A 22,694-nucleotide genomic window follows, 5' to 3' on the forward strand; every position below is an offset into this window, starting at 1 on the left:
GGCCGCCTGTTGCGAGAAGGGGTAAGGTAAAGAACTTATCAAGCGCTTTCAGCGAAAGCAACGGGTTGCAACGCCTTATCGCCCACATACAGGCGGGCGTTCTGCGCCCCGAGGTAATACCGCTCGCCGCGCCGCGGCGGCGTCACGCCCGCGCCGGGCAATACCACGCTCAGGGGCTCCTGGTGCCAGCCGACGGGCTGGACCAGCAGTTGCCAATAATGCCCGCGCGGGCTGATATCAATGACCTGCACCGGCAGCGGACAACGATCGCTGGGCTGATCGGCGATCTCCATTTCCCAGGGACGCAGGAACAGATCCACGTGGCCCTGGTGGATGGGCGCATAGTACAGCGGCCAATGATACTGGCCGATATACAACTGCGACCCGCGGATTTCGCCATCCAGCCGGTTTACCTCGCCCATGAACTCCAGCACAAAACGGGTGGCCGGCTCGCGCCAGACGTCCTGCGGCGTGCCGACCTGCTCAATATTGCCCTGGCTCATCACCACCACGCGGTCGGCCACTTCCATGGCTTCTTCCTGGTCGTGGGTAACAAACACGCTGGTGAATTTCAGCTCTTCATGCAACTGGCGCAGCCAGCGGCGCAGTTCTTTGCGCACCTGGGCATCCAGCGCGCCGAAAGGCTCGTCGAGTAGCAGGATTTCAGGTTCCACCGCCAGGGCGCGCGCCAGCGCCACCCGCTGTTTCTGTCCGCCGGAAAGCTGCGAGGGGAAGCGGTTGGCCAGGTGGCCAAGCTGCACCATCTCCAGCAGTTGCGCCACCTTCTGCTTGATGGCGGCGGCGGAGGGACGCGCGCGCCTGGGCAATACCGTCAGGCCGAAGGCGATATTGTCGGCCACGGTCATATGGCGAAACAGCGCATAGTGCTGGAACACGAAACCAACATGGCGATCGCGCGCATGACGCTGGCTGACATCCTGCCCGCCAAAACGCAGATGGCCGCTGTTATGGTGCTCAAGACCGGCGATAATGCGCAGCAGGGTGGTCTTGCCGGAACCGGACGGTCCCAGCAGCGCCACCATCTCGCCGGTGGGAATATCAAGGGAGATATTGTTCAGCACCTTGGTGCTGTCGAAATATTTGCTGATATTGTCGATTTCGATACTCATCACTGCTCCCCCTGCCGAAGATGCGCCTGCTGGCGCGCCAGGCGCCACTGCAAACCGCTCTTCAGGAATAATGTAACGATAGCCATCAGCGTCAGCAGCGCGGCGGCGGTAAAGGCGCCCACGGTGTTGTAATCCTGATGCAACAATTCAACCTGCAACGGTAAGGTATAGGTCTCGCCGCGAATCGAGCCGGAAACCACCGACACCGCGCCGAATTCGCCGATGGTGCGCGCATTGGTGAGGATGACGCCGTACAATAACGCCCAGCGGATATTGGGCAACGTCACCCGGCGGAACATCTGCCAGCCGGAGGCGCCGAGCAAAATCGCCGCCTCATCCTCGTCGCTGCCCTGGCTTAGCATCACCGGCACCAGCTCGCGCACCACGAACGGACACGTGACAAACACCGTGACCAGCACCATGCCCGGCCAGGCAAACATCAGCTGGATATTATGGGTGTCCAGCCAGCCGGCCAGCGGGCCGTTGGATCCGTAGAACAGCAGATACAGCAGGCCGGCCACTACCGGCGATACCGCAAACGGCACATCCATCAGCGTCAGCAGTAGCTGCCGGCCGCGGAAGTTAAACCGGGTTACCAGCCAGGCCATCAGCGTACCGAACACCACGTTGACCGGCACGGCGATCAGCGCCACCAGCACCGTCAGCCAGATGGCGTGCAGCATGTCCGAATCGTTCAGGTTGCGCCAAACCGGCGCCAGGCCTTCCGCCAGCGCGGTGACGAAAATGTAGCTCATCGGGATCACCAAAAACAGCAGGGAAATCACCATGCCGGTGCCGATTAACAGCCATTTCAGCCAGTCGGTGCGCACGCGTTCCGCGCCGTTAAAGGCGGAGATATCAGCCATCAGTGCCCTCCCAGGCGCCTGCCGAAGCGCGATTGCAAGACGTTAATGGCGAACAGCAGCAGCAGCGACGCCGCCAGGATCACCGAGGCGATGGCGCTGGCGGCGGGATAATCGAACTCCTGCAGCCGGATAAAAATCATCAGCGAGGTGACCTCGGTTTTCCAGGCGATATTGCCGGCGATAAAAATCACCGCGCCGAACTCGCCCAAGCTGCGGGTAAACGACAGCGCGGCGCCGGCCAGCAGCGCCGGGGCCACCTCCGGCAACACCACCCGGCGAAACGACTGCCAGCGGCTGGCGCCCAGGGTTTGCGCCGCTTCTTCATATTCAGGACCCAGTTCCTCGAGTACCGGCTGCACCGTGCGCACCACGAACGGAATGCTGGTAAAGGCCATCGCCACGGTAATGCCCAGCCAGGTATAGGATACCTTGATGCCGAAGTGCGCCAGCCAGGCGCCGTAGAAGCCGGTGGTGGAAAACAGCGTCGCCAGGGTCAGGCCCGCCACCGCCGTGGGCAGGGCAAAGGGCAAATCCATCAATCCGTCCAGCAGCCGGCGGCCGGGAAAATCATAGCGCGTCAGGATCCAGGCCATCAGCATGCCGAACGCGGCGTTAAACAGCGAGGCGACGCCCGCCGACAGCAGCGTGACCTTATAGGCCGCCAGCAGCTGCGGGCTGGTGATCACCTCCCAATACTGCTGCCAGCTCATCTGCGCGAGCTGCATCACCAGCGCGCTCAGCGGCAATAATAAAATCAGGCAGACAAACAGCAGACTGCTGCCCAGGCTCAAGCCGAAACCGGGCAGCACGCGTTTGCTTTGCAGGGCCAACATCAACGATGTCCCGCCGCGATTAATTTATCCAGCTCGCCGCCATTGCCGAAATGGGTGGTCATGACCTGCGGCCAGCCGCCGAACTGGTCCTCGACCCGAAACAGCGTGATTGCCGGAAATTTATCCTTCGCCGCCGTCATGATGGCGTCATTATTGACCCGGTAATAGAAGTTGGCGATGACCTGCTGCGCCGCCGGGCTGTAAAGGTAATTCAGGTAGGCTTTCGCCGCCTCGAGGGTGCCGTTTTTCTCGACGTTTTTATCCACCCAGGCCACCGGGAATTCCGCCAGGATATTCACCGCGGGCACGATAACCTCATAGTTGTCGGTGCCGTACTGGTTACGGATATTATTCACTTCCGATTCAAAGGAGATCAGCACGTCTCCCTGGCCCCGTTCGGCAAAGGTGGTGGTGGCGCCGCGGCCGCCGGTGTCGAAAACCTCGACATTGGCGATGAATTTCTGCATCCAGGCGCGGGTCTTCGCCTCGTCGCCGCCGTCCGCAAGGCTGGCGGCGCCCCAGGCGCCCAGATAGGTATAACGCCCGTTGCCGGAGGTTTTCGGGTTGGGGAACACCAGCTTCACGTCGTCGCGCACCAGATCGTTCCAGCCATGGATATTTTTGGGATTGCCCTTGCGCACCAGGAACGCCATGGTGGAATAAAACGGCGAGCTATTGTTGGGCAGCCGGCTTTGCCAGTTCGCCGGGATTAAATCGCCGCGGTCGTGCAGGATCTGCACGTCGGTAACCTGGTTGTAGGTCACCACGTCCGCTTTCAGGCCCTGCAAAATCGCCAGCGCCTGTTTGGAGGAGCCGGCGTGGGATTGTTTAATGGTCAGCGTGTCGCCGGGATGCTGCGTTTGCCACTGCTGTTCAAACGCCGGGTTCAGGGCCGCAAACAGCTCGCGCGACACATCATAGGAGCTGTTCAGCAATTCAGTCGAGTGAGCCGGACCGCAAGCCAGCAATACCGCCGCGATACAACCTTTGACCGCACGGCTTGAAATCAGCGTTTGATTCATTCTTTACCTTTGGTTCATACGTTATAAAACCTGCCTTATGGTGATACAGTTTATTTATAACGGCCCTATAACCTGTAACGGTTTTTTATACCTTTTTCTGCTTTAAGAGCATGAAAAGCTATAAGCACCCTCATGGTGCGTAAAACGCCGCCCGACGGCGGCCGTTAAGGCTAGGAACCAGGGTAAAAAAATGCCGGCTGCGGCGGTGAGCCGCGCCGGCATGTCATGCGCGCCGCCCGCGGGGAACGGCTTAACCGGCGCTGTTGGCGTGCCAGACTATTTTGCTGACCCGCCAGCTTTTTAACGTGTCGTCCGCCGGCATCAGCTCATCCGGACCATGCCAGGTGCCGGAAAAAACATAGCTCACATGGCGGCTCTGCGGCGCGGCGCACACCACCTGATCCTCGCCGGCGCCACGGGCGCAGGCGCCGAAGGCTTTGTCGTACAGACTGCTGAAGGGCGTGCCGATTTTTACGCCCCAGGCGCTGGCGATGTCGCTGTCCGTCACTTCCACGCGTTCAACCTTCCCCGCCTGCGGACCGTAAAACGTCATTTTTACCCGATCGTCTTTTAACGCCTGATAAAAGGCGACGATACCGCCGCTGCGCGTCTCCATGCCGCCGCGCAAACGATAATTGCCGTTCAGCGCCTTATCCAGCGCCTCATGTTCCAGCGGCGTGGCGGCGGTAACATTACCGACGCCGGTATCGCCGACAGTGGCGCTGCTGCCGAACCAGTTAAACGGCGACAGGCTGGACCAGGAGAAATTGGACAGGGTCGAACAGCCCGCCAACAAAATGGGAAGCCCGATAATCAACGGGCGCAACTGCTTCATGTAAACTCCTTAACAAAGATTCCGGCAAGCCTTTGCGGTATTGGATACCGCAAACGACGTAAAGTGCCATTAATCGGGTTGATTGACAAACCGCGTTTTTAACGCGGGAACATCCCCGCGGATAACGGATTATAGGGTGCGTTAATGTCTGTTTACCGGCCCCGTAATGACGGCGGGCTCGCAAATCAAGCGCCATGTGCCATGCTTAGGTTTTCATTGTATAAATAAATAATCGGGATTCTACCCTGCCCATTCCACCGGTTACGGCGGCATGGGCCGATTTAAAAGGAGAACTATTGATGATGAAAAAAGCGACAATTGCCGCGCTTATCCTATTATGCAGCCTGCCGGCACTGGCGCAAAACGGCGGTTTTCACGGCGACGAGCCGCCCCCGCCCCCCGACAAACAGCAAAGCGGCTTCAGAGGCTCCGCCGATGCCAAGCAGGTCACCATAAAGCAGGCCAAGGGGATGAAAGACAATGCCTGGGTCACCCTGCAGGGCAATATCGAGAAAAAGCTTGGCGGGGATAAATACCTGTTTCGCGACCATACCGGCAGTATCGAGGTGGAAATCGATAATGATAAATGGAACGGGCAGGATGTCTCTCCCAAGGATTTACTGGTCATCAGCGGTAAGCTGGATAAGGACCGCCACGGCGTAAACGTGGACGTGGAACATCTCCTGAAGCAATAAGCCGGCCGGGGCCGGCACGACCACCGGCCCTTCCCCCGCCGCGCTAGTACTCCTGATCCTCGATCAGCCGCTTGCCCAGGGTCACGCTCTCGATAAGTTCGTATTCCAGCTTTTCATACATGCCGATCACCGCCTCGTTGTCTTCGCGCACCATCAGATGGATCTTCGGACAACCGCGCGCGATAAGCTTTTTCTCCAGACGGCTTATCAGCGCGTTGGCAATGCCCCGGCCGCGGTAATCGGGGTGTACGCCAAGATAATAGGCCGAGCCGCGATGGCCGTCGTACCCGCCCATAATCGAGCCGACCACTTCCCCCGCCACCTCGGCCACCATAAACAGGTCGGCGCCGCACTGCATTTTGCGCTCGATATCCATTTCCGGATCGTTCCAGGGACGCAGCAAATCGCAACGTTCCCAAAGCGTAATCACTTCCTCGAAATCGTCTTGACGAAATACACGGATTTCCATAGCTGACCGCCGTAATTTCAAGCAAATAAACCTAATAGACTGATTATCGCGTTATTTACCCTGAAGGCAAATAACATCGTCGCCGGGAGCGCTATTTCTTGCTTATTAACCTGATAACGGTTTTTCCCGCGCGCCGGCAGGTAATAGATGGACATAGTTCCGCCATCGATCGCGGGAGATTCTTATGTTATACCCTAACATTTGCCGCCAACCCTCAGCATCCGGTCTGTTTTAGCTATGGTCATGAAAAAAGTCATACCCTCCGCCCCCCTGAATATTCTGCAATCCCGCCGCCAAATGCTGCTGTCGTGCCTGGCGCTGGCCTCGTTGACCGCCCGGCCGGGCTTTGCCGCCGGCGCGCTGCTGCCCGCAAGCCCGGGCGCGCCCAGGCCCGCCGGCGGTCCGCACTGCGTGATGATTGATCCCGGCCATGGCGGCATCGATCCCGGCGCCATTGGCCACCAGGGCGCCAAGGAGAAGCATGTGGTGCTGGCGATTGCCAACAAGGTGCGCGACAACCTGGCGCGGCACGGCCATATCCAGACCCGGCTGACCCGCGAGCAGGACGAATTTATTCCCTTGTTCCGGCGGGTCGAGCTGGCCCATGAGCACCGGGCGGATCTGTTTGTTTCCATCCACGCCGACGGGTTTACCAGCCCGGACGCCGCCGGCGCGTCGGTATTCGCCCTGTCCAATCGCGGCGCCAGCAGCGCCATGGCCGGATATCTGTCGCAAAAGGAAAACGCCGCCGATGACGTGGCGGGAGGCAAATACCGGCAGCAGGATAATTATCTGCAGCAGGTGTTGTTTGATCTGGTGCAGACCGATACGATTAAAAACAGCCTGACGCTGGGCCGCCACCTGCTTAACCATATCCGGCCGGTGCATCAGCTGCACAGCCAGCATACCGAGCAGGCGGCGTTCGCGGTGCTGAAATCCGCCTCGATCCCGTCGGTGCTGGTGGAAACCTCCTTTATCACCAACCATCGGGAGGAGCAGTTGCTGGAAACCGCGGCGTTTCAGGATCGTATCGCCTCGGCCATCAGCAGCGGCATCGTGGACTTTTTCGCCTATTTCGACGCCCATGAGCAGCATGCGGGCGGCGCCACCCGCCCCTAAGGGGCGTTGCGGCGGTTGGTCACGGCAGCCGGCGAGGTTATACTGCATGGCCTATATCTCCGCGCGGCCTTAACCCCGCGCGCAATCAACCAGGGCTTGCGACATGACTTCACCTGATATTGGACATATCAAAGGCTTCCTGCTGGATCTGCAGGACAGAATCTGCCATGCCCTAGCCGCGGAAGACGGCGGCGCCTTCAGGGAAGACCTGTGGACGCGCGACGAGGGCGGCGGCGGGCGCACCCGGGTCCTGCGCCAGGGCCGGGTATATGAACAGGCGGGAGTCAATTTTTCCCACGTGGAGGGCGCGCGCCTGCCCGCCTCCGCGAGCGCGCACCGCCCCGAACTGGCCGGGCGGAGCTTTCAGGCACTGGGCGTGTCGCTGGTGGTCCATCCGCACAACCCCTACGTTCCCACAAGCCATGCCAACGTGCGTTTTTTTATCGCCGAAAAACCCGGCGCCGATCCGGTGTGGTGGTTTGGCGGCGGCTTCGATCTCACGCCGTTTTATGGTTTCCAGGAAGATGCGGTGCACTGGCACCAGACCGCCCATGACCTCTGCCGTCCGTTTGGCGACAATGTGTATTCCCGCTACAAAAGCTGGTGTGACGACTACTTCTTCCTGAAACACCGCAACGAGGCGCGCGGCATCGGCGGGCTGTTTTTCGATGATCTCAACACGCCGGATTTCGAGCGGGCCTATGCATTTACCCGCGCGGTGGGCGAAGGCTACCTGGACGCCTACCTGCCGATAGTCCGCCGGCGCAAGGTTTTGCCGTGGGGAGAGCGGGAACGCCAGTTTCAGCTCTATCGTCGCGGGCGCTACGTCGAGTTCAACCTGGTCTGGGATCGCGGTACGCAGTTCGGGCTGCATTCGGGCGGGCGCACGGAATCCATTTTGATGTCGCTGCCGCCGCAGGTGCGGTGGGAATATGATTATCAACCGCAGCCGGACAGCCCGGAGGCGGCGCTGTACCGCGACTTCCTGCCGGTGCGCGACTGGCTGTCCCAAGGAGAACGTTAATGGCGATATGGGTTGACGCCGATGCCTGCCCCAAGGTGATCAAGGAAATTTTATTCCGCGCCGCGCAGCGTTTGTCGGTCATGGTAACGCTGGTGGCCAACCAGACCCTGGCGGTGCCGCCCTCGCCCTTTATCCGCACCCTGCGCGTCGGCGCCGGCTTTGACGTGGCGGATAATGAAATCGTCCGCCGCGTCGGCCCGGGCGATCTGGTGATCACCGCCGATATTCCCCTGGCGGCGGAAGTGCTGGAAAAAGGCGCGGTGGCGCTCAACCCGCGCGGCGAGATGTACCGGCCCGAGACGATTCGCGAACGGCTGACCATGCGGGATTTTATGGATACCCTGCGCTCCAGCGGCATCCAGACCGGCGGGCCGCCGCCGCTCAGCCAGCGCGAACGCCAGGAATTCGCCCGCGAGCTGGATAAGTGGCTGCAGCAGGCCAAAGGCTGACGACGCCACGGTTTCACCCGGCACACGGCGGCGCCGGCGGCGGACGGGCCGCCGCTTTTTATTCGGCGCCCGGGCCCCGCTTGCCGCGGGGCCGCCATCGTTTTTGTCCATTATAATAATCAGAAAAAGCGCATTTCATTCTGCGTCTTGTTGAGGCAGTGTTATCCTTAGGTTAACTGTAACTTAGATCAGATGTATTATTTTCTTCATGGAGTTGAGAAATGAATCAGTTAGAAGCGCTAAAGCAATTCACTACCGTCGTGGCCGACAGCGGCGACATCGAATCGATTCGTCATTATACCCCGCAGGATGCCACCACTAATCCATCGCTGATCCTCAAGGCCGCCAGCCTGACCGCCTACCAGCCGCTGTTTGAAGACGCGCTGGCCTATGCCCGCAAGCAGGGCGGCACCCGGGAAACGCAGATCATCAATGCCAGCGATAAGCTGGCGGTGAATATTGGCGTCGAAATACTGAAAAGCGTCCCGGGCCGCGTCTCCACCGAAGTGGATGCCCGCCTGTCGTTCGATCGCGGTATGTGCGTGGCCAAGGCGCGCAAACTGGTCGGCCTTTACCAGGATCAGGGCATTGATAAATCCCGTATCCTGATCAAACTGGCCTCCACCTGGGAAGGCATCAAGGCGGCGGAGGAATTGGAACGGGAAGGCATCAACTGTAACCTGACCCTGCTGTTTTCGTTCGCCCAGGCCCGTGCCTGCGCCGAAGCCGGCGTATACCTGATTTCGCCGTTCGTCGGGCGCATCTATGACTGGTATAACCAGCGTAAACCGATGGAACCGTACGATGTGGAACAGGATCCGGGCGTTAAGTCGGTGCGCGCTATCTATGATTATTATAAAGAACATCGCTACCAGACGGTGATCATGGGCGCCAGCTTTCGCAAGACGGAACAGATCCTGGCGTTAGCCGGCTGCGATCGCCTGACCATTTCCCCGGCCTTGCTGGAAGAGTTGCATAACAGCGAAGAACCGGTAGAGCGCAAGCTCTCTCCTTCCACTGAAGGTTTTCACCAGCCCGCCCCGTTGTCCGAACCCGAATTCCGTTGGGAACACAACCAGGATCCGATGGCCGTTGATAAACTGGCTGAAGGCATTCGTCAGTTTGCGGTGGACCAACAGAGCCTGGAAGACCTCCTGGCGGCCAAACTGTAATCTTTGGAGCATTCAATGACCTCTCGTAAAGTGCTTGCCAATGCCATCCGCGCCTTAAGCATGGATGCGGTTCAAAAAGCCAACTCCGGCCATCCCGGCGCCCCGATGGGCATGGCGGATATCGCCGAAGTGTTGTGGCGCGATTATCTGAACCATAATCCGTCCAATCCGAAATGGATGGATCGCGACCGGTTTATCCTTTCCAACGGCCACGGCTCGATGCTGCTCTACAGCCTGCTGCACCTGACCGGCTACAACCTTCCCATCGAAGAGTTGAAAAACTTCCGCCAGCTGCATTCCAAAACGCCGGGCCACCCTGAATACGGTTATACCGACGGCGTGGAAACCACCACCGGCCCATTGGGCCAGGGCATCGCCAACGCGGTGGGCATCGCCATCGCCGAACGCACCCTGGCGGCGCAGTTTAACCGTCCGGGCCATGAGATCGTCGATCATCATACCTATGTCTTTTTAGGCGACGGCTGCATGATGGAAGGCATTTCCCACGAGGTCTCCTCCCTGGCCGGCACCATGAAGCTCGGCAAGCTGGTGGCGTTCTACGACGATAACGGCATATCCATCGACGGGCATGTGGAGGGCTGGTTTAACGACGATACCGCCAAGCGGTTTGAAGCCTACGGCTGGCACGTGGTGCGCGGTGTTGACGGTCACGACAGCGATGCGGTGAAAGCGGCGATTGAAGAAGCGCGCGCGGTGACCGATAAGCCGTCGCTGCTGATGTGCAAGACGGTAATCGCCTTCGGCTCGCCGAATAAAGCCGGCACTCATGGGGCGCACGGCGCGCCGCTGGGCGCCGACGAAGTCGCCGCCACGCGTAAGGCCATCGGCTGGAACGAGCCGCCGTTTGTCATCCCGCAAGAGGTGTATGACGGGTGGGACGCCAAACAGGCCGGCGCGGCCAAAGAGTCCGCCTGGAACGAAAAATTCGCCGCCTATGAAAAAGCCTTCCCGGAGCTGGCGGCGGAATTCAAGCGCCGTACCCAGGGCCATTTGCCCGCCGACTGGCAGGCGCAGAGCAAGGCGTATATCGAAAAACTGCAGGCCAACCCGGCCAGTATCGCCAGCCGTAAAGCCTCGCAAAACGCCCTGGAGGCTTTTGGCCCGCTGCTGCCGGAACTGTTGGGCGGCTCCGCCGACCTGGCGCCGAGCAACCTGACCCTTTGGTCGAAATCGGTGTCCATCGCCGATGACGCCGCGGGCAACTATATTCATTACGGCGTGCGCGAGTTCGGCATGACCGCTATCGGCAACGGTATCGCGCATCACGGCGGCTTTGTGCCTTATACCGCCACTTTCCTGATGTTCGTGGAATATGCCCGCAACGCGGTGCGTATGGCGGCGCTGATGAAGGCGCGGCAGATCATGGTGTATACCCATGATTCCATCGGCCTGGGCGAGGACGGCCCGACCCATCAGCCGGTGGAGCAGTTGGCGAGCCTGCGGCTGACGCCGAACATGAGCAACTGGCGGCCGTGCGACCAGGTGGAAACCGCCGTGGCCTGGCAGCAGGCGCTTGAGCGTCATGACGGACCTACCGCGCTTATCCTCTCGCGCCAGAACCTGGCGCAGCAGGATCGCAGCGCGCAGCAATTGGCCGATATCGCCCGCGGCGGCTATGTCCTGAAAGACAGCGAGGGTACGCCTGAGCTTATTATTATCGCCACCGGCTCGGAAGTGTCGCTGGCGGTGGCGGCGTGGGAGAAACTGAGCGGCGAGGGCCGTAAGGTGCGGGTGGTGTCGCTGCCGTCCACCGACGTGTTTGATAAGCAGGATGAGGCGTACCGTGAAGCGGTGCTGCCCCATGGGGTGCAGGCGCGCCTGGCGATTGAAGCCGGCATTGCCGATTATTGGTATAAATATGTCGGCCTGAACGGCGCCATTGTCGGCATGACCACCTTTGGTGAATCGGCTCCGGCCGAGGAACTGTTTAAGGTGTTCGGTTTTACGGTCGAGAATGTGCTGGAAAAAGCGCGCGGCTTGTTAAAGTAGTCTTGGGCGCTCGGTCGGGCGGCAACACCACGCCCGAGTCGACCCCATCGGCACGCTCTGCCTTGAACAGGTTTACCTGCGGATTTCATTCTCCGTGACTACCCTGCTTCTGAAACCAGCCGGCATTTGCCGGCTGGTTTTTTTTATGCCGGGAAGCGGCGGAAACGGTACTCAGGCCGCGGCGCCTTTTTGTTCCTGGGCGATATGCGCCGCCCATAAGCCGGCGACCCATTTTACGCCTTTGGCCGTGAAGCGGGTCTGGGAAAAGGCGTGGCGGTTTTCCCCGGTGCCACGGTACAGTTCAAAGCGCCCCGCCTCCAGGTGCTGCTGGTGCGGCGTGAGCACGCCGGACAGGCGGTACATGATTTGGCGTTCCAGCAGGAACTGGCGGAAATCCGCTTCTTTGGCTTTCAGTAATTTGCAGACCTGGCGAAACCCCAGGGCGCCGTCGACCACCACGTAGCGATCGAAAAAATCCGCTTTGGGCGCGATAGCGGCAAGGCGGTTTTCCAGCGCCTGGCGGCGTTCATATTCCTGGGCCCAGGCGCGCGCCGCCACCGCCGGGTTGGTAAAGTCCGGCAGGTCGTGCTGCATTTCCCGTTCATGCCAGCGATCGAGCACCGCCGGGGTGTAGCCCGGCGACAGCCGCGCAATGACCGTAAGCGAGTCGCGCTTGTTCAGCTGATATTCCTGGGAGGTTCCGTCCGGGCGTTGATAATCCGTCGCGCGCACAGGCTGGCTTAGGCGCCGGGAGGCGTCCAGGCTGTTGATCAGGCGTTTCACTTCACCGTGGGAGATGCCGGTCAGACCGGCCAGTTCACGGCTGCTCATCGAGACCGTTTGATGAAGGGTTTCAAAACCCGCTGCGGATATCATCATAGCTTTCCCCACGTCTTTATCAGTACGGCAAACAGGCAGTGCGGGCATATCGCCGAACAGAGCCCATTATGGTTCACCACCGGACCGGAGCCTTTGCCGGGAGACAGGCTCCCTGTCGGTAGTGTAATAAATATACAGCATAGCTGTGTATTTATCCAGTACTTTATTAACGCGAGTCGTTACAGCCGCAGATTACCCAGCCGTCCGCCGCCTGGGCGTTATGCCTTCAGCCAGCCCCGGATGTGCGCCTGCTGCAACAGCATAATGGTCTTGCCGTCCTGGATGCGGCCGTCCTGCACCATCGCCATGGCCTCAGGGTACGGCAGCTCCAGCACTTCGATATCCTCATCATCAATACCGCCGCCGCTGTTGTCGCGCTGCGCATCGTCATATTCGGCGGCAAAAAAATGCAGGATTTCCGTAACGCCGCCCGGCGACATATAGGCCGAAAAGAGTTTCTCCACCGTTCTCACCGCATAGCCGGTTTCCTCAATGGCTTCGCGCCGGATGCACTCCTCCGGCGAGTCATCGTCCAGCAGGCCGGCGCAGGCTTCCAGCAGCATGCCGGTGGCGTTGCCGTTAACGTAGGTAGGCATACGGAACTGGCGTATCAGCACCACGCTGTTTTTGGCGCGGTTATACAGCAGGATGACGGCGCCGTTGCCGCGGTCGTAGACTTCGCGCATCTGGCGTACCGGCGTGCCGTCTTTTCTTTGCAGTTCGAAAACAAATCTCCGCAATACAAACCAATGGTCCGATAACAACTTATTTTCGATAATTTTGATCATAAACGCCATGACGCCCTCTATAATCCGACTAAAGACCTGGAACTGTGATCTTGATCATAACGCAAACCGGCGCCGGAGCGAGAGCGATTCCGGGCAAACCGCGTTAAAGGATAAGGTGGGAACAGGCTTGGCGCCGCGCGCGACCGGCGTGGAAAACGGCGGCGTCCGCCTCGGATACAACGACACTAGTACTTCTTTACACGATCTCCTTTTTTTCTCCACGTTTTCTTCGGTCCCGGCGCGTAAAGTACCATGGCGGCGAGCAACGTCACTTTCGCCGTACGATAACAGGACACTCGCCCCGGGGTTTTATTGAATGGCTAATTTTTTTATCGATCGCCCGATTTTCGCCTGGGTACTGGCAATTATCGTTGCCTTGACCGGCACCATGGCTATATTTACGCTGCCCATTGAGCAATATCCCAAATTAACGCCGCCCACGGTGCGTATTACCTCCAAGTATCCCGGCGCTTCCGCTAAAACGGTGGAGAATGCCGTTACCCAGATTATCGAACAAAACATGACCGGCCTGGATAATTTGCTGTATATGGCCTCGCAAAGCAGCAATACCGGCCAGGCCACCACCACCCTGACTTTCGAGGCGGGGACCGACCCCAACGAAGCGATGCAGGAAGTGCAGAACCAGCTGCAGGTGGCGATGAAACGATTGCCGCAGGCGGTGCAGACCCAGGGCGTGACCGTCACCAAGACCGGCGACAGCAACCTGATGATGGTGGCCTTTGTGTCCACCGACGGGTCGATGGATAAATCCGATATCGCGGATTATATGGTGAGCAACCTGCAAGAACCGCTCAGCCGGGTCAGCGGGGTCGGCAGCATCGATGCCTACGGGTCGCAATACTCGATGCGCATCTGGCTTAATCCTGATGCCCTGGTCAATTACCAGTTAACCACCGCCGACGTGGTCACGGCCATCGAGGCGCAAAACAGCCAGGTGGCGGTCGGCCAGCTGGGCGGCACGCCGGCGGTGAACGGGCAGGCGCTTAACGCCACCATTAACGCCCAGTCGCAGTTGCAGACGCCGGAGCAGTTTCGCGCCATTACCCTGCGGGTCAACAGCGACGGCTCGGCGGTGACGCTCGGCCAGGTGGCGACCATCGAGCTGGGTTCGGAAAGCTACGATTACCTGACCCGCTATAACGGCATGGCCGCGGCGGGCATGGGTATCAAGCTGGCCTCCGGGGCCAATGAGCTCGATACCAACCGGCTGGTAAAACAAAAGCTGGCGGAGCTGGCGCCCTTTTTCCCCCATGGCCTGAAGGCCGAAATCGCCTATGAAACAGCGCCGTTTGTCACCGCCTCCATCGAGGACGTGGTGAAAACCCTGCTGGAAGCCATTGTGCTGGTGTTCCTGGTCATGTACCTGTTCCTGCAGAATTTCCGCGCCACCCTGATCCCGACTATCGCCGTGCCGGTGGTGCTGCTCGGCACCTTTGCGGTGCTCTCTGCCAGCGGGTTCAGCATCAATACCCTGACCATGTTCGCCATGGTGCTGGCGATAGGGCTGCTGGTGGACGACGCCATCGTGGTGGTGGAAAACGTCGAGCGGGTGATGAGCACCGAGGGCCTGTCGCCGCGCGACGCCACGCGCAAATCCATGAGCCAGATCCAGGGCGCGCTGGTGGGCATCGCCCTGGTGCTGTCGGCGGTGTTTGTGCCGATGGCCTTTTTTGGCGGCACCACCGGCGCCATCTATCGTCAGTTTTCGGTCACCATCGTCGCCGCGATGGTGCTGTCGGTGCTGGTGGCCATGATATTGACCCCGGCGCTGTGCGCCACCCTGCTTAAACCGCTGCCGGCAAATCATCAGCACGCGCGGCGCGGTTTTTTCGGCTGGTTTAACCGTGTATTTGACCGGGGGGCGGAACGTTACCAGCAGGGGGTCACGCGCATTTTGCAACGCACGGCGCGCTGGCTGCTGCTTTACGGCCTGCTGCTGGCCGGCATGGCGTTTCTGTTTTTGCACCTGCCCACGTCGTTCTTGCCCGAGGAGGACCGGGGGGTGTTTATGGGACAGGTGACGCTTCCCACCAATGCGACCCAGGAACAAACGCTGAAGGTGGTCGCCAAGGTGGAAAACTACTTTCTGACCCATGAAAAAGATAATGTGCTGTCGGTATTCTCCACCATCGGCGCCGGTCCCGGCGGCAACGGGCAAAATGTCGCCAGGATGTTTATCCGCCTGAAGAACTGGGATGACCGCGCGAGCGCCGATCGCACCGCATCAGCCATTATCGCGCGCGCCACCAGGGAGTTCAGCCATATTTCCGAGGCGCGGGTGCTGGCCAATAATCCGCCGGCCATCTCCGGCCTGGGCAACGCCGCCGGTTTCGATTTGATGCTGGAAGACAAGGCGGGCCAGGGCCATGACACATTGATGAAGGCGCGCGACCAGCTGCTGTCGCAGGCGGCCGCTTCGCCTGAGCTGTCGCGCGTGCGGCATAACGGGCTGGACGACAGTCCGCAGTTGCAGATCGACATCGATCAGCGCAAGGCGCAGGCCCTGGGCGTGAGCGTTGACGATATTAACGATACGCTGCAGACCGCCTGGGGTTCCAACTACGTCAACGACTTTATCGATCGCGGCCGCGTCAAGCGGGTCTATGTGCAAGCGGCGGCCAAATACCGCATGCTGCCCGACGACGTGTATCGCTGGTATGTGCGTAACGGCAGCGGCACCATGGTGCCCTTCTCCGCGTTCGCCACCTCACATTGGGAATACGGCTCGCCGCGGCTGGAACGCTATAACGGCGTTCCGTCGGTGGAAATTGTCGGCGAAGCCGCGGCCGGCGTGAGCAACGGCACGGCGATGGACCTGATGGAGAAGCTGGTGGCGGGACTACCCAACGGCATGGGGCTGGAATGGACCGCGATGTCGTATCAGGAACGGCTCTCGGGTTCCCAGGCGCCGGCGCTGTACGCTATCTCGCTGCTGGTGGTATTCCTGAGCCTGGCGGCGCTGTATGAAAGCTGGTCGATACCTTTTTCGGTGATGCTGGTGGTGCCGCTGGGCGTGGTGGGCGCGCTGCTGGCAACCTGGATGCGCGGGCTGGAAAACGATGTGTATTTCCAGGTCGGCCTGCTGACGGTTATCGGCCTCTCGGCGAAAAACGCCATTCTGATCGTAGAGTTCGCCAATGAGCTGAACCAGCGCGGCCAGGGAGTGATCGAGGCCACACTGCACGCCTCGCGCATGCGGTTAAGGCCCATCCTGATGACCTCGCTGGCGTTTATCTTCGGGGTGCTGCCGATGGCCATCAGCCGGGGAGCGGGGTCCGCCAGCCAGCACGCGGTCGGTACCGGCGTTATCGGCGGCATGATCTCGGCCACGATACTGGCGATCTTTTTTATCCCGCTGTTTTTTGTGCTGATCCGCCAGCGCTTCCCGACCAAAGATCATCCGGACGCCAATATCCAGTTATTGCCGGATAACGCGGACGTAACGCCCGGCGACGGCCCAACCCGGCTTTAAACCGATAATCCGCTAAAACGACAAAGGCCACCTTGATGAGAGGTGGCCGTTTATTCGTACGATGATTTCCAAGCTGGTTAGCGTTAAAAAGGAACAACGCCTTTTTTCAGCTTGCCACTACTTGCGCAGCATTGCTTCGATGAAATCTTTCCAAGTGACTAACTCTGTATCAATCATACCCTGCCTCTCTTTTTTGTACGGCGATTATACAAAGTCTCTTTAGAAAATAAAAGAGGGCTACGGATGTATTAATTTTAATTGCCCGTAGAGATCACATAATATATTAGCCTCAGGGGGCTAATGCCCTGTTTTGATGCACGACTCTCCGGCCATGACCGGTTTTTTCCCCGCAATGGTTAATGTTTAGATCAAAAATGTGACAATTCAGCCGCAATGATTGCAATTTGCTAAAAATTGCAATTAATTGCTGATTTTAAACAATAAATCTTTAATCATCATCGCAATATCCGCATTTGAACAGGCAAAACCAGGCATTTGCCCTACGCTTTCTTCATAAGTTCTTTTTATGGTTTGGCGCCCATGAACCAGGTAATGATAAAAAAACATATTCACCCTGAATGCTTAAAAGCGTGTGTCAGGGAGTCGAACGCAACCCTTTATAAGCGCAGCAAGAAATCCTTTATTGCCTTCATTGTCTTGGCGCTGCTTTTTAATAAACAGCACTATGGCCCGGCAGAAAAAACGCAACCCCGGTAAAGCGATACATGGGCGTAAAATAATAAATCGATGCATAAGTTAAATTATTGGCACATTATGTTATCACTTGGGTTAATAATAGGGTTTTTAGCGCGGTAAAAAAGACAGTATTGCCCGTCGGCCATAACGATAAGCAATGATTGCCCCGCCGTCTGGATCCTCCGGCCATTTTCCCGCATTATTGGCGCAACAATGTTTTTTTACAGGTAACGCTTTGCCATGGCAGACCCGGATGTTGCATTTACGCTCTACGGTATCAAAAACTGCGATACGATAAAAAAGGCCCGCCGCTGGCTTGACGAGCGGCAGGTGGCTTACCGGTTCCACGACTATCGCGTCGATGGCGTCGACCGCGGATTAGTGCAAGGTTTCGCGGACGGCGTGGGCTGGCAGGCGCTGCTTAATACCCGCGGCACCACCTGGCGCAAGCTAAGCGACGCCGAGCGGCAGGCGGCCGAAGGGGCAGCGGGGGCGCTGGCGCTGATGGTCGGCCAGCCGGCCGTCATCAAGCGGCCGGTGCTGCAGTCCCCTGACGGCAGGCTTATGGTGGGTTTCGACGCCGAAGGCTATCAACTCTTCATCACCCACAAGGAGGCCTGACATGTCTTGTCCGGTACTGGAGCTGGCGCAGCAGTTAATCAAACGCCCGTCCCTCAGCCCCGACGACGCCGGCTGCCAGGCGCTGCTGATTGACCGCCTGCGGGCGGCCGGGTTTACCATCGAGCCGATGAACTTTGGCGCCACGCACAATTTTTGGGCCTGGCGCGGCGAGGGCAGAACCCTGGCGTTTGCCGGCCATACCGACGTGGTGCCGGCGGGCGATGCTCTCGGCTGGGATAATCCGCCGTTCGAGCCGGCCCTGCGCGACGGCATGCTTTTCGGCCGCGGCGCCGCCGATATGAAAGGTTCGCTGGCCGCCATGATCGTCGCCGCCGAGCGTTTCGTCGCCCAGCATCCACAGCATCGGGGACGGCTGGCATTCCTTATCACTTCGGATGAGGAGGCCACCGGCGCCGACGGTACGGTAAAAGTGGTGGAAGCGTTGATGGCGCGCGATGAGCGGCTGGATTATTGCCTGGTGGGTGAACCTTCGAGCCAACTGCGCGTCGGCGATATCGTGAAAAACGGCCGGCGCGGTTCGCTTACCGCCACGCTTACCGTGCTCGGCACCCAGGGGCATGTGGCTTACCCGCATCTGGCGGATAATCCGGTGCACCGCGCCATGGCGGCGCTCAATGAGCTGGTGACGATCGTCTGGGACGAAGGCAATGCGTTTTTCCCCCCCACCACCATGCAAATCGCTAATATCCACGCCGGTACCGGCAGCAATAATGTGATTCCGGGCGAATTGCTGGTGCAGTTCAACTTCCGCTTCAGCACCGAACTGACCGATACCCTGATCCGGTCCCGGGTGGAGGCCCTGCTGGAGCGTCACGGGCTGCGCTACCATATCGACTGGTGGTTATCGGGCCAGCCGTTTCTCACGCCGCCCGGAGAGCTGGTGGCGGCGGTCATCAACGCGGTCAGGCATTACCAGGACCTGACGCCGCGCCTGGAAACCACCGGCGGCACCTCGGATGGGCGTTTTATCGCCCGCATGGGCGCGCAGGTGGTGGAACTGGGGCCGGTGAACGCCACTATCCATAAAGTGAACGAATGCGTCAGCGCCGCCGACCTGCAATTGCTAAGCCGGATGTATCAGCGCATCATGGAGCAACTGATCCCATGATGACGCCGGACATGTTGACCGGCCAGACCGACCGGCACCTGGCGCCGCTGTGCGATCGCCATCGCCTGCAGCCCGAGGCGGTCGCCGCCTTTCAAGACCTGCGGCAGGCTGCGCGCCAGGCGGGTTTCAATCTGCAGCCGGCCAGCAGTTTTCGTGATTTTGACCGCCAATTGGCTATCTGGAATGGCAAGTTTCGCGGCGAGCGGCCATTATTAGATAACCACAGCCGGCCGCTGGACAGTCAAAGCCTGACGGTGGCCGAGCGCTGCCACGCCATCCTGCGCTGGTCGGCGCTGCCGGGCGCCAGCCGCCATCACTGGGGCAGCGATCTGGATGTGTACGATCCGGACTTATTGCCCGCCGGCGCGACGCTGCAGTTGGAACCTTGGGAGTATCTGCCGGGCGGCTATCTTGCCCCGCTGGCCGACTGGCTGGGCGAATGGATGGCCGGATACGGTTTTTACCGCCCCTACGCCCATGACCGCGGCGGCGTGGCCGCGGAACCCTGGCATCTGAGCTATCGTCCCCTGGCGCAGGAGGCGGAGCGGCTGCTTACGCCGCAATTACTGCTGGCATCATGGAAAGACCGCGATGTGGCGGGCGCATCCTGGCTGACGCCTCGATTGCCGGCCCTTTTTCGCCGTTATATTGGAAATGTGGATAAGGAGTAAGGATATGCATTGGCTGGCGGACTACTGGTGGATTATTTTAATTATCCTGGCGGGTATGCTGATAAGCGGCATTAAAGAGTTGCGCCGCGTAGATGTGAAACGCTACCTGAAAGACAAGCCCGAGTTGCCGCCGCACCGCGACAACAACGCAAAATGGGACGACGACGACGACTGGCCGAAAAAGAAACCATAACGGTTTGGGATAACGGCAGGTTCCGTCGCGTGAAGAGGCGACGGGTCTTGCTGCGTCACGCCCCTTGAAGGTGCCCGCCGGGTGCGCTCCAGTCACGCCAGCGGCGGCAAGTGTCGCTACTGATATCTTCCAGCGCCCGCGCGGTCTCCTCCCGCCAGCGTGTTATCACCGCCTTTTTACCGCTTAATCCCGTTTGCTCCACGATCGCGTTGACGTCAAGCCGTTGCTCCAGCCATAACCGCAGCGCCGCCAGCGGCAAGTCCGACCGGCGTAGCAACCGGCTAAGCGACATGCGGCAGGCCTCCGGCGTTCGCCGGGCAAACGCGAACCCGGCCAGGTTGCGCCAGTCGTCATCATCCAGCTCGTCGGCGGCCGGCCGTGCGCAACCGTGTCCGCCGCCGGCGCCGGCGGCATGGAAGGCGTCTGCGTGGATAACACCATCACGCGTTAACAGCGCCGCGCCCTGCGCCGCCAGCCGATGACCGGCGGAACTGAGCGGATAGAGCGCCATGGCGCTGTTGCACCCGCTGCTGGCCTCCCGATGGGTGCCGATGTGCACCAGATGAAATCCCACCGCCTGCCAGAACCGCCACAGCTCGGCGGTCAGCCCGAAGCTGACCGAGACAAAATCCAATGGCGCGGCCCCGGCCACCATGCACGCTACCAGCTGCCGTCCCCACCCCCGGCGGCGCCCGGCCGCGGTCACCGCAATGCGGCTGATGCGGCGCGATCGCAGGCAGGGCGCCGTCCACAGGCCGCTGTGCGCCGCCAGCGATTGGGCGACCAGGCTGCCCGCCGGGCGCCGTCTTCCCGCCCAGACCTCATGGGCCAGCGCCGGCGGCAAACCGCCCTCCGCCACCGACCAGAGCGCGCCGGTTAAGCGATCGCCCGACCGGGCGGCAATAAAATATTGCCCCGGCGCATCCATTAACCGGCGTAAATCCAGCGGGGTGGTACGGTAATGGGCGCTGGCCAACAACTGGTAGAACGCCTGTAATTCCCGTGGATGGGACAACCAGTGTTCCCTGGAGGGCCGGGTCAGCGCCGGGGCGGCGTCGGGGGGCGCGGCGTCCCGCTCCGCCGGCTCGGCGAACAGCAGCGCCGCGCCCAGCCAGCGCTCCAGCGGGTCGTCTTTGGCCCAGCGCAGGGGGTGTTCCAGGGTAAGGTGATGCCATCTCGGCAGCGTCGCGCAGAACTTAAGCAGAAAGCCCCGTCCGGTGCCTTCGTAGCCCTGCACGGTGGTGGTCAATAATACCCGGGGGAAATAACCCAGCAGTTCCCGTAGCAGCGGCATGGGAATGGCGGCGGCTTCATCCACCAGCAGCCAGTCCGCCGCCGGATGATGGCGGCACTGCAGCAGCAGGGCGTCGGGCGCGAAAAAGCGGACACGGTGACCGGCATGCCGCTCCAGGACCTCGGCCGTGGCTTTGGCGGGCGCCGTCGCCCAGCAGTGTCCTTCGCTGCGCGCCGCCAGCATCCCGGCCAGGGTCGATTTGCCGCGTCCGCGCGGCGCGGTCAGGACAAAAATACCGGCTTTAGCCGCCTGCAGCCGGGACAATACTGCCCGCTGTTCATCGGTAGGCCCCGGTGCCGGCGGCCGCCAGCGGGGGAGCACCGGCTGCGGCGCAAAAATAGCGTCCTGCGGCTGGTGCTGGCGCAGCAGCGCCACGCCGGGGTCGGCCAACAGGCTTTGCCGGAAATGCGCCACAAAATGGGGGGTTGCCATGGGTACGGGACGTTCGCTCCAGCGCAGGGAATCGATATCGGGACGCGTTGGCCAGGATGTCCATTCGGGCACCAGCAGCACCAGCCAACTGCCGGCCCGCAGCGTGCCGGCCAGCGCCGCCAGCGCGTCGACCGCCAGGCCGTGGCGCGCGTCAAACACCGCGTGCCTGAATTCACGCCCCAATAGCGTCCTGAATGCGGCGGGCGCGCAGCAAAGCGGCCAGTCCTCTGGCGGCGCGCCAATCCAGGGCCAGTCCCCGGGCAACCGGCCGCGCAGCATCCGCGCCTGCGCGAGGCTCCATTCGGCGTCGCCGCTTACCACCAGCAAACGGCGCACGCCGGCGCGCCGCATTCGGGCCGTCGCCGCGCGCCAGGGGTCCGTCACGCCGGGAGCCGCCCTGTCCATGTCAGGTTTTGCCAATCAACAGCGACAGTATGCCTGCGGCAATCAGCGGCCCGACCGGCACGCCGCGAAACAGCGCCACGCCCATCACCGTTCCCACCAGCAACCCGGCCACCACCGAAGGCTGGTGGGCCATGAGGGACACGCCCCGCCCCCCCAGCCAGGACACCGCCACGCCGATAAGGATTGCCAGCAGTGATTTCCAATGCAGAAAGGAGTGCATGACGCTGCCGGCGGAAATGGTGCCGCTGGCGATGGGCGCCATGACGCCGATGGTCAGGATAATGATGCCCAGCGTCAGCCCCTGTTTTTCCACCCAGGGGAAAAAATGGCTCAGCGGGGTAATGCGGATAATCAGTAATACCAGGATCGCCACCGTAACGGTGTTGTTGTGGCTGATAATGCCCAGCGCCGCCAGCGCCAGCAAAATCAGCAGCGTAGGATCCAGAAATGTCATGGTGTAGTCCCTGCT

At 60.4% G+C, this 22,694-nt stretch carries 22 protein-coding genes; 11 read left to right on the forward strand and 11 right to left on the reverse strand.

Annotated features, from left to right (window positions below; translation table 11 throughout):
• Positions 1-38 precede the first annotated feature (38 nt).
• The 5 genes from cysA to ACL2XQ_RS18845 form a co-directional block, all read right to left on the reverse strand.
• Positions 39-1,130 carry a sulfate/thiosulfate ABC transporter ATP-binding protein CysA gene (gene cysA / locus ACL2XQ_RS18825; protein WP_410014110.1) on the reverse strand — a complete coding sequence of 364 codons (1,092 nt, stop codon included), beginning with the start codon at positions 1,128-1,130 and terminating at the stop codon, positions 39-41.
• Complete coding sequence (gene cysW / locus ACL2XQ_RS18830; protein WP_413739550.1) at positions 1,130-1,996, reverse strand: sulfate/thiosulfate ABC transporter permease CysW; 867 nt, start codon at positions 1,994-1,996, stop codon at positions 1,130-1,132. The genes cysA and cysW overlap by 1 nt, the downstream gene beginning before the upstream one ends.
• Positions 1,996-2,829, reverse strand: coding sequence for a sulfate/thiosulfate ABC transporter permease CysT (gene cysT, locus ACL2XQ_RS18835; protein ID WP_410014108.1), 834 nt, complete (start codon positions 2,827-2,829; stop codon positions 1,996-1,998). The genes cysW and cysT overlap by 1 nt, the downstream gene beginning before the upstream one ends.
• A complete protein-coding gene (locus ACL2XQ_RS18840; protein WP_413732208.1) occupies positions 2,829-3,851 on the reverse strand; it encodes a sulfate ABC transporter substrate-binding protein in 1,023 nt (340 codons plus the stop codon). The genes cysT and ACL2XQ_RS18840 overlap by 1 nt, the downstream gene beginning before the upstream one ends.
• A 250-nt stretch (positions 3,852-4,101) precedes the next feature.
• Positions 4,102-4,686 (reverse strand): RpoE-regulated lipoprotein, encoded by a 585-nt coding sequence (locus ACL2XQ_RS18845; protein ID WP_410014106.1) that lies wholly within the window; start codon positions 4,684-4,686, stop codon positions 4,102-4,104.
• Between the two features lie 299 nt (positions 4,687-4,985).
• Here ACL2XQ_RS18845 and ACL2XQ_RS18850 point away from each other — a divergent pair, with 299 nt between their 5' ends.
• Positions 4,986-5,381, forward strand: coding sequence for a YgiW/YdeI family stress tolerance OB fold protein (locus ACL2XQ_RS18850; RefSeq protein WP_410014105.1), 396 nt, complete (start codon positions 4,986-4,988; stop codon positions 5,379-5,381).
• Positions 5,382-5,424: 43 nt separating this feature from the next.
• On the opposite strand, the gene ACL2XQ_RS18855 is transcribed toward ACL2XQ_RS18850, so the two are convergent.
• A complete protein-coding gene (locus ACL2XQ_RS18855) occupies positions 5,425-5,850 on the reverse strand; it encodes a GNAT family acetyltransferase (protein ID WP_410014104.1) in 426 nt (141 codons plus the stop codon).
• Between the two features lie 243 nt (positions 5,851-6,093).
• On the opposite strand from ACL2XQ_RS18855, the gene amiA reads away from it, so the two are divergent.
• The 5 genes from amiA to tkt all read left to right on the forward strand — a co-directional run bounded on the left by amiA (position 6,094) and on the right by tkt (position 11,624).
• Positions 6,094-6,969 carry an N-acetylmuramoyl-L-alanine amidase AmiA gene (amiA, locus tag ACL2XQ_RS18860; RefSeq protein ID WP_413739551.1) on the forward strand — a complete coding sequence of 292 codons (876 nt, stop codon included), beginning with the start codon at positions 6,094-6,096 and terminating at the stop codon, positions 6,967-6,969.
• Positions 6,970-7,072: 103 nt separating this feature from the next.
• Positions 7,073-7,993 (forward strand): oxygen-dependent coproporphyrinogen oxidase, encoded by a 921-nt coding sequence (hemF, locus tag ACL2XQ_RS18865; RefSeq protein WP_413739553.1) that lies wholly within the window; start codon positions 7,073-7,075, stop codon positions 7,991-7,993.
• Positions 7,993-8,442: a YaiI/YqxD family protein gene (locus ACL2XQ_RS18870; protein WP_410014101.1), complete on the forward strand. Its 450-nt coding sequence runs from the start codon at positions 7,993-7,995 to the stop codon at positions 8,440-8,442. Before hemF ends, ACL2XQ_RS18870 begins: the two co-directional genes overlap by 1 nt.
• Before the next feature lie 221 nt (positions 8,443-8,663).
• Positions 8,664-9,614 carry a transaldolase gene (gene tal, locus ACL2XQ_RS18875; RefSeq protein WP_410014100.1) on the forward strand — a complete coding sequence of 317 codons (951 nt, stop codon included), beginning with the start codon at positions 8,664-8,666 and terminating at the stop codon, positions 9,612-9,614.
• A gap of 15 nt (positions 9,615-9,629) precedes the next feature.
• Positions 9,630-11,624, forward strand: a complete 1,995-nt coding sequence (gene tkt, locus ACL2XQ_RS18880; RefSeq protein ID WP_413723388.1) for a transketolase — start codon at positions 9,630-9,632, stop codon at positions 11,622-11,624.
• A 171-nt stretch (positions 11,625-11,795) separates the two neighbouring features.
• Here the strand turns inward: tkt and ACL2XQ_RS18885 are convergent, their stop codons facing one another.
• On the reverse strand, positions 11,796-12,503 hold the full coding sequence (locus tag ACL2XQ_RS18885) for a phage antirepressor KilAC domain-containing protein (protein ID WP_413723389.1): 708 nt from the start codon (positions 12,501-12,503) through the stop codon (positions 11,796-11,798).
• Between the two features lie 218 nt (positions 12,504-12,721).
• Positions 12,722-13,300, reverse strand: a complete 579-nt coding sequence (gene nudK / locus ACL2XQ_RS18890; protein WP_413739554.1) for a GDP-mannose pyrophosphatase NudK — start codon at positions 13,298-13,300, stop codon at positions 12,722-12,724.
• 307 nt (positions 13,301-13,607) lie between these two features.
• Here nudK and acrD point away from each other — a divergent pair, with 307 nt between their 5' ends.
• Complete coding sequence (gene acrD, locus ACL2XQ_RS18895; RefSeq protein ID WP_410014096.1) at positions 13,608-16,784, forward strand: multidrug efflux RND transporter permease AcrD; 3,177 nt, start codon at positions 13,608-13,610, stop codon at positions 16,782-16,784.
• Positions 16,785-16,901: 117 nt separating this feature from the next.
• Here acrD and ypfM read toward each other — a convergent pair whose 3' ends face one another.
• Entirely contained in the window at positions 16,902-16,961 is a 60-nt protein-coding gene (gene ypfM, locus ACL2XQ_RS18900) for a protein YpfM (RefSeq protein ID WP_410016756.1), read from the reverse strand.
• A gap of 759 nt (positions 16,962-17,720) precedes the next feature.
• On the opposite strand from ypfM, the gene ACL2XQ_RS18905 reads away from it, so the two are divergent.
• The 4 genes from ACL2XQ_RS18905 to ACL2XQ_RS18920 are packed head-to-tail and all read left to right on the forward strand — an operon-like array spanning position 17,721 to position 20,094.
• Entirely contained in the window at positions 17,721-18,101 is a 381-nt protein-coding gene (locus tag ACL2XQ_RS18905) for an ArsC family reductase (RefSeq protein ID WP_410014094.1), read from the forward strand.
• A gap of 1 nt (position 18,102) precedes the next feature.
• Positions 18,103-19,230, forward strand: coding sequence for a succinyl-diaminopimelate desuccinylase (gene dapE, locus ACL2XQ_RS18910; protein ID WP_413729682.1), 1,128 nt, complete (start codon positions 18,103-18,105; stop codon positions 19,228-19,230).
• Positions 19,227-19,901, forward strand: coding sequence for a M15 family metallopeptidase (locus tag ACL2XQ_RS18915; protein WP_413739555.1), 675 nt, complete (start codon positions 19,227-19,229; stop codon positions 19,899-19,901). The genes dapE and ACL2XQ_RS18915 overlap by 4 nt, the downstream gene beginning before the upstream one ends.
• Before the next feature lie 4 nt (positions 19,902-19,905).
• Positions 19,906-20,094, forward strand: a complete 189-nt coding sequence (locus ACL2XQ_RS18920) for a YpfN family protein (RefSeq protein WP_331117783.1) — start codon at positions 19,906-19,908, stop codon at positions 20,092-20,094.
• Positions 20,095-20,149: 55 nt separating this feature from the next.
• On the opposite strand, the gene ACL2XQ_RS18925 is transcribed toward ACL2XQ_RS18920, so the two are convergent.
• Entirely contained in the window at positions 20,150-22,171 is a 2,022-nt protein-coding gene (locus tag ACL2XQ_RS18925; RefSeq protein WP_413740533.1) for a tRNA(Met) cytidine acetyltransferase TmcA, read from the reverse strand.
• 55 nt (positions 22,172-22,226) lie between these two features.
• Positions 22,227-22,679 carry a DUF441 domain-containing protein gene (locus ACL2XQ_RS18930; RefSeq protein ID WP_331117787.1) on the reverse strand — a complete coding sequence of 151 codons (453 nt, stop codon included), beginning with the start codon at positions 22,677-22,679 and terminating at the stop codon, positions 22,227-22,229.
• Positions 22,680-22,694 lie beyond the last annotated feature (15 nt).

Source organism: Sodalis sp. RH14 (assembly GCF_047324285.1).
Classification (GTDB): Bacteria; Pseudomonadota; Gammaproteobacteria; order Enterobacterales; family Enterobacteriaceae; genus Acerihabitans.

Bases quoted from the DNA above. Each gene is read 5' to 3' on its own strand.
- cysA (WP_410014110.1), bottom strand. From the start codon at position 1,130: ATGAGTATCGAAATCGACAATATCAGCAAATATTTCGACAGCACCAAG.
- cysW (WP_413739550.1), bottom strand. From the start codon at position 1,996: ATGGCTGATATCTCCGCCTTTAACGGCGCGGAACGCGTGCGCACCGAC.
- cysT (WP_410014108.1), bottom strand. From the start codon at position 2,829: ATGTTGGCCCTGCAAAGCAAACGCGTGCTGCCCGGTTTCGGCTTGAGC.
- ACL2XQ_RS18840 (WP_413732208.1), bottom strand. From the start codon at position 3,851: ATGAATCAAACGCTGATTTCAAGCCGTGCGGTCAAAGGTTGTATCGCG.
- ACL2XQ_RS18845 (WP_410014106.1), bottom strand. From the start codon at position 4,686: ATGAAGCAGTTGCGCCCGTTGATTATCGGGCTTCCCATTTTGTTGGCG.
- ACL2XQ_RS18850 (WP_410014105.1), top strand. From the start codon at position 4,986: ATGATGAAAAAAGCGACAATTGCCGCGCTTATCCTATTATGCAGCCTG.
- ACL2XQ_RS18855 (WP_410014104.1), bottom strand. From the start codon at position 5,850: ATGGAAATCCGTGTATTTCGTCAAGACGATTTCGAGGAAGTGATTACG.
- amiA (WP_413739551.1), top strand. From the start codon at position 6,094: ATGAAAAAAGTCATACCCTCCGCCCCCCTGAATATTCTGCAATCCCGC.
- hemF (WP_413739553.1), top strand. From the start codon at position 7,073: ATGACTTCACCTGATATTGGACATATCAAAGGCTTCCTGCTGGATCTG.
- ACL2XQ_RS18870 (WP_410014101.1), top strand. From the start codon at position 7,993: ATGGCGATATGGGTTGACGCCGATGCCTGCCCCAAGGTGATCAAGGAA.
- tal (WP_410014100.1), top strand. From the start codon at position 8,664: ATGAATCAGTTAGAAGCGCTAAAGCAATTCACTACCGTCGTGGCCGAC.
- tkt (WP_413723388.1), top strand. From the start codon at position 9,630: ATGACCTCTCGTAAAGTGCTTGCCAATGCCATCCGCGCCTTAAGCATG.
- ACL2XQ_RS18885 (WP_413723389.1), bottom strand. From the start codon at position 12,503: ATGATGATATCCGCAGCGGGTTTTGAAACCCTTCATCAAACGGTCTCG.
- nudK (WP_413739554.1), bottom strand. From the start codon at position 13,300: ATGGCGTTTATGATCAAAATTATCGAAAATAAGTTGTTATCGGACCAT.
- acrD (WP_410014096.1), top strand. From the start codon at position 13,608: ATGGCTAATTTTTTTATCGATCGCCCGATTTTCGCCTGGGTACTGGCA.
- ACL2XQ_RS18905 (WP_410014094.1), top strand. From the start codon at position 17,721: ATGGCAGACCCGGATGTTGCATTTACGCTCTACGGTATCAAAAACTGC.
- dapE (WP_413729682.1), top strand. From the start codon at position 18,103: ATGTCTTGTCCGGTACTGGAGCTGGCGCAGCAGTTAATCAAACGCCCG.
- ACL2XQ_RS18915 (WP_413739555.1), top strand. From the start codon at position 19,227: ATGATGACGCCGGACATGTTGACCGGCCAGACCGACCGGCACCTGGCG.
- ACL2XQ_RS18920 (WP_331117783.1), top strand. From the start codon at position 19,906: ATGCATTGGCTGGCGGACTACTGGTGGATTATTTTAATTATCCTGGCG.
- ACL2XQ_RS18925 (WP_413740533.1), bottom strand. From the start codon at position 22,171: ATGCGGCGCGCCGGCGTGCGCCGTTTGCTGGTGGTAAGCGGCGACGCC.
- ACL2XQ_RS18930 (WP_331117787.1), bottom strand. From the start codon at position 22,679: ATGACATTTCTGGATCCTACGCTGCTGATTTTGCTGGCGCTGGCGGCG.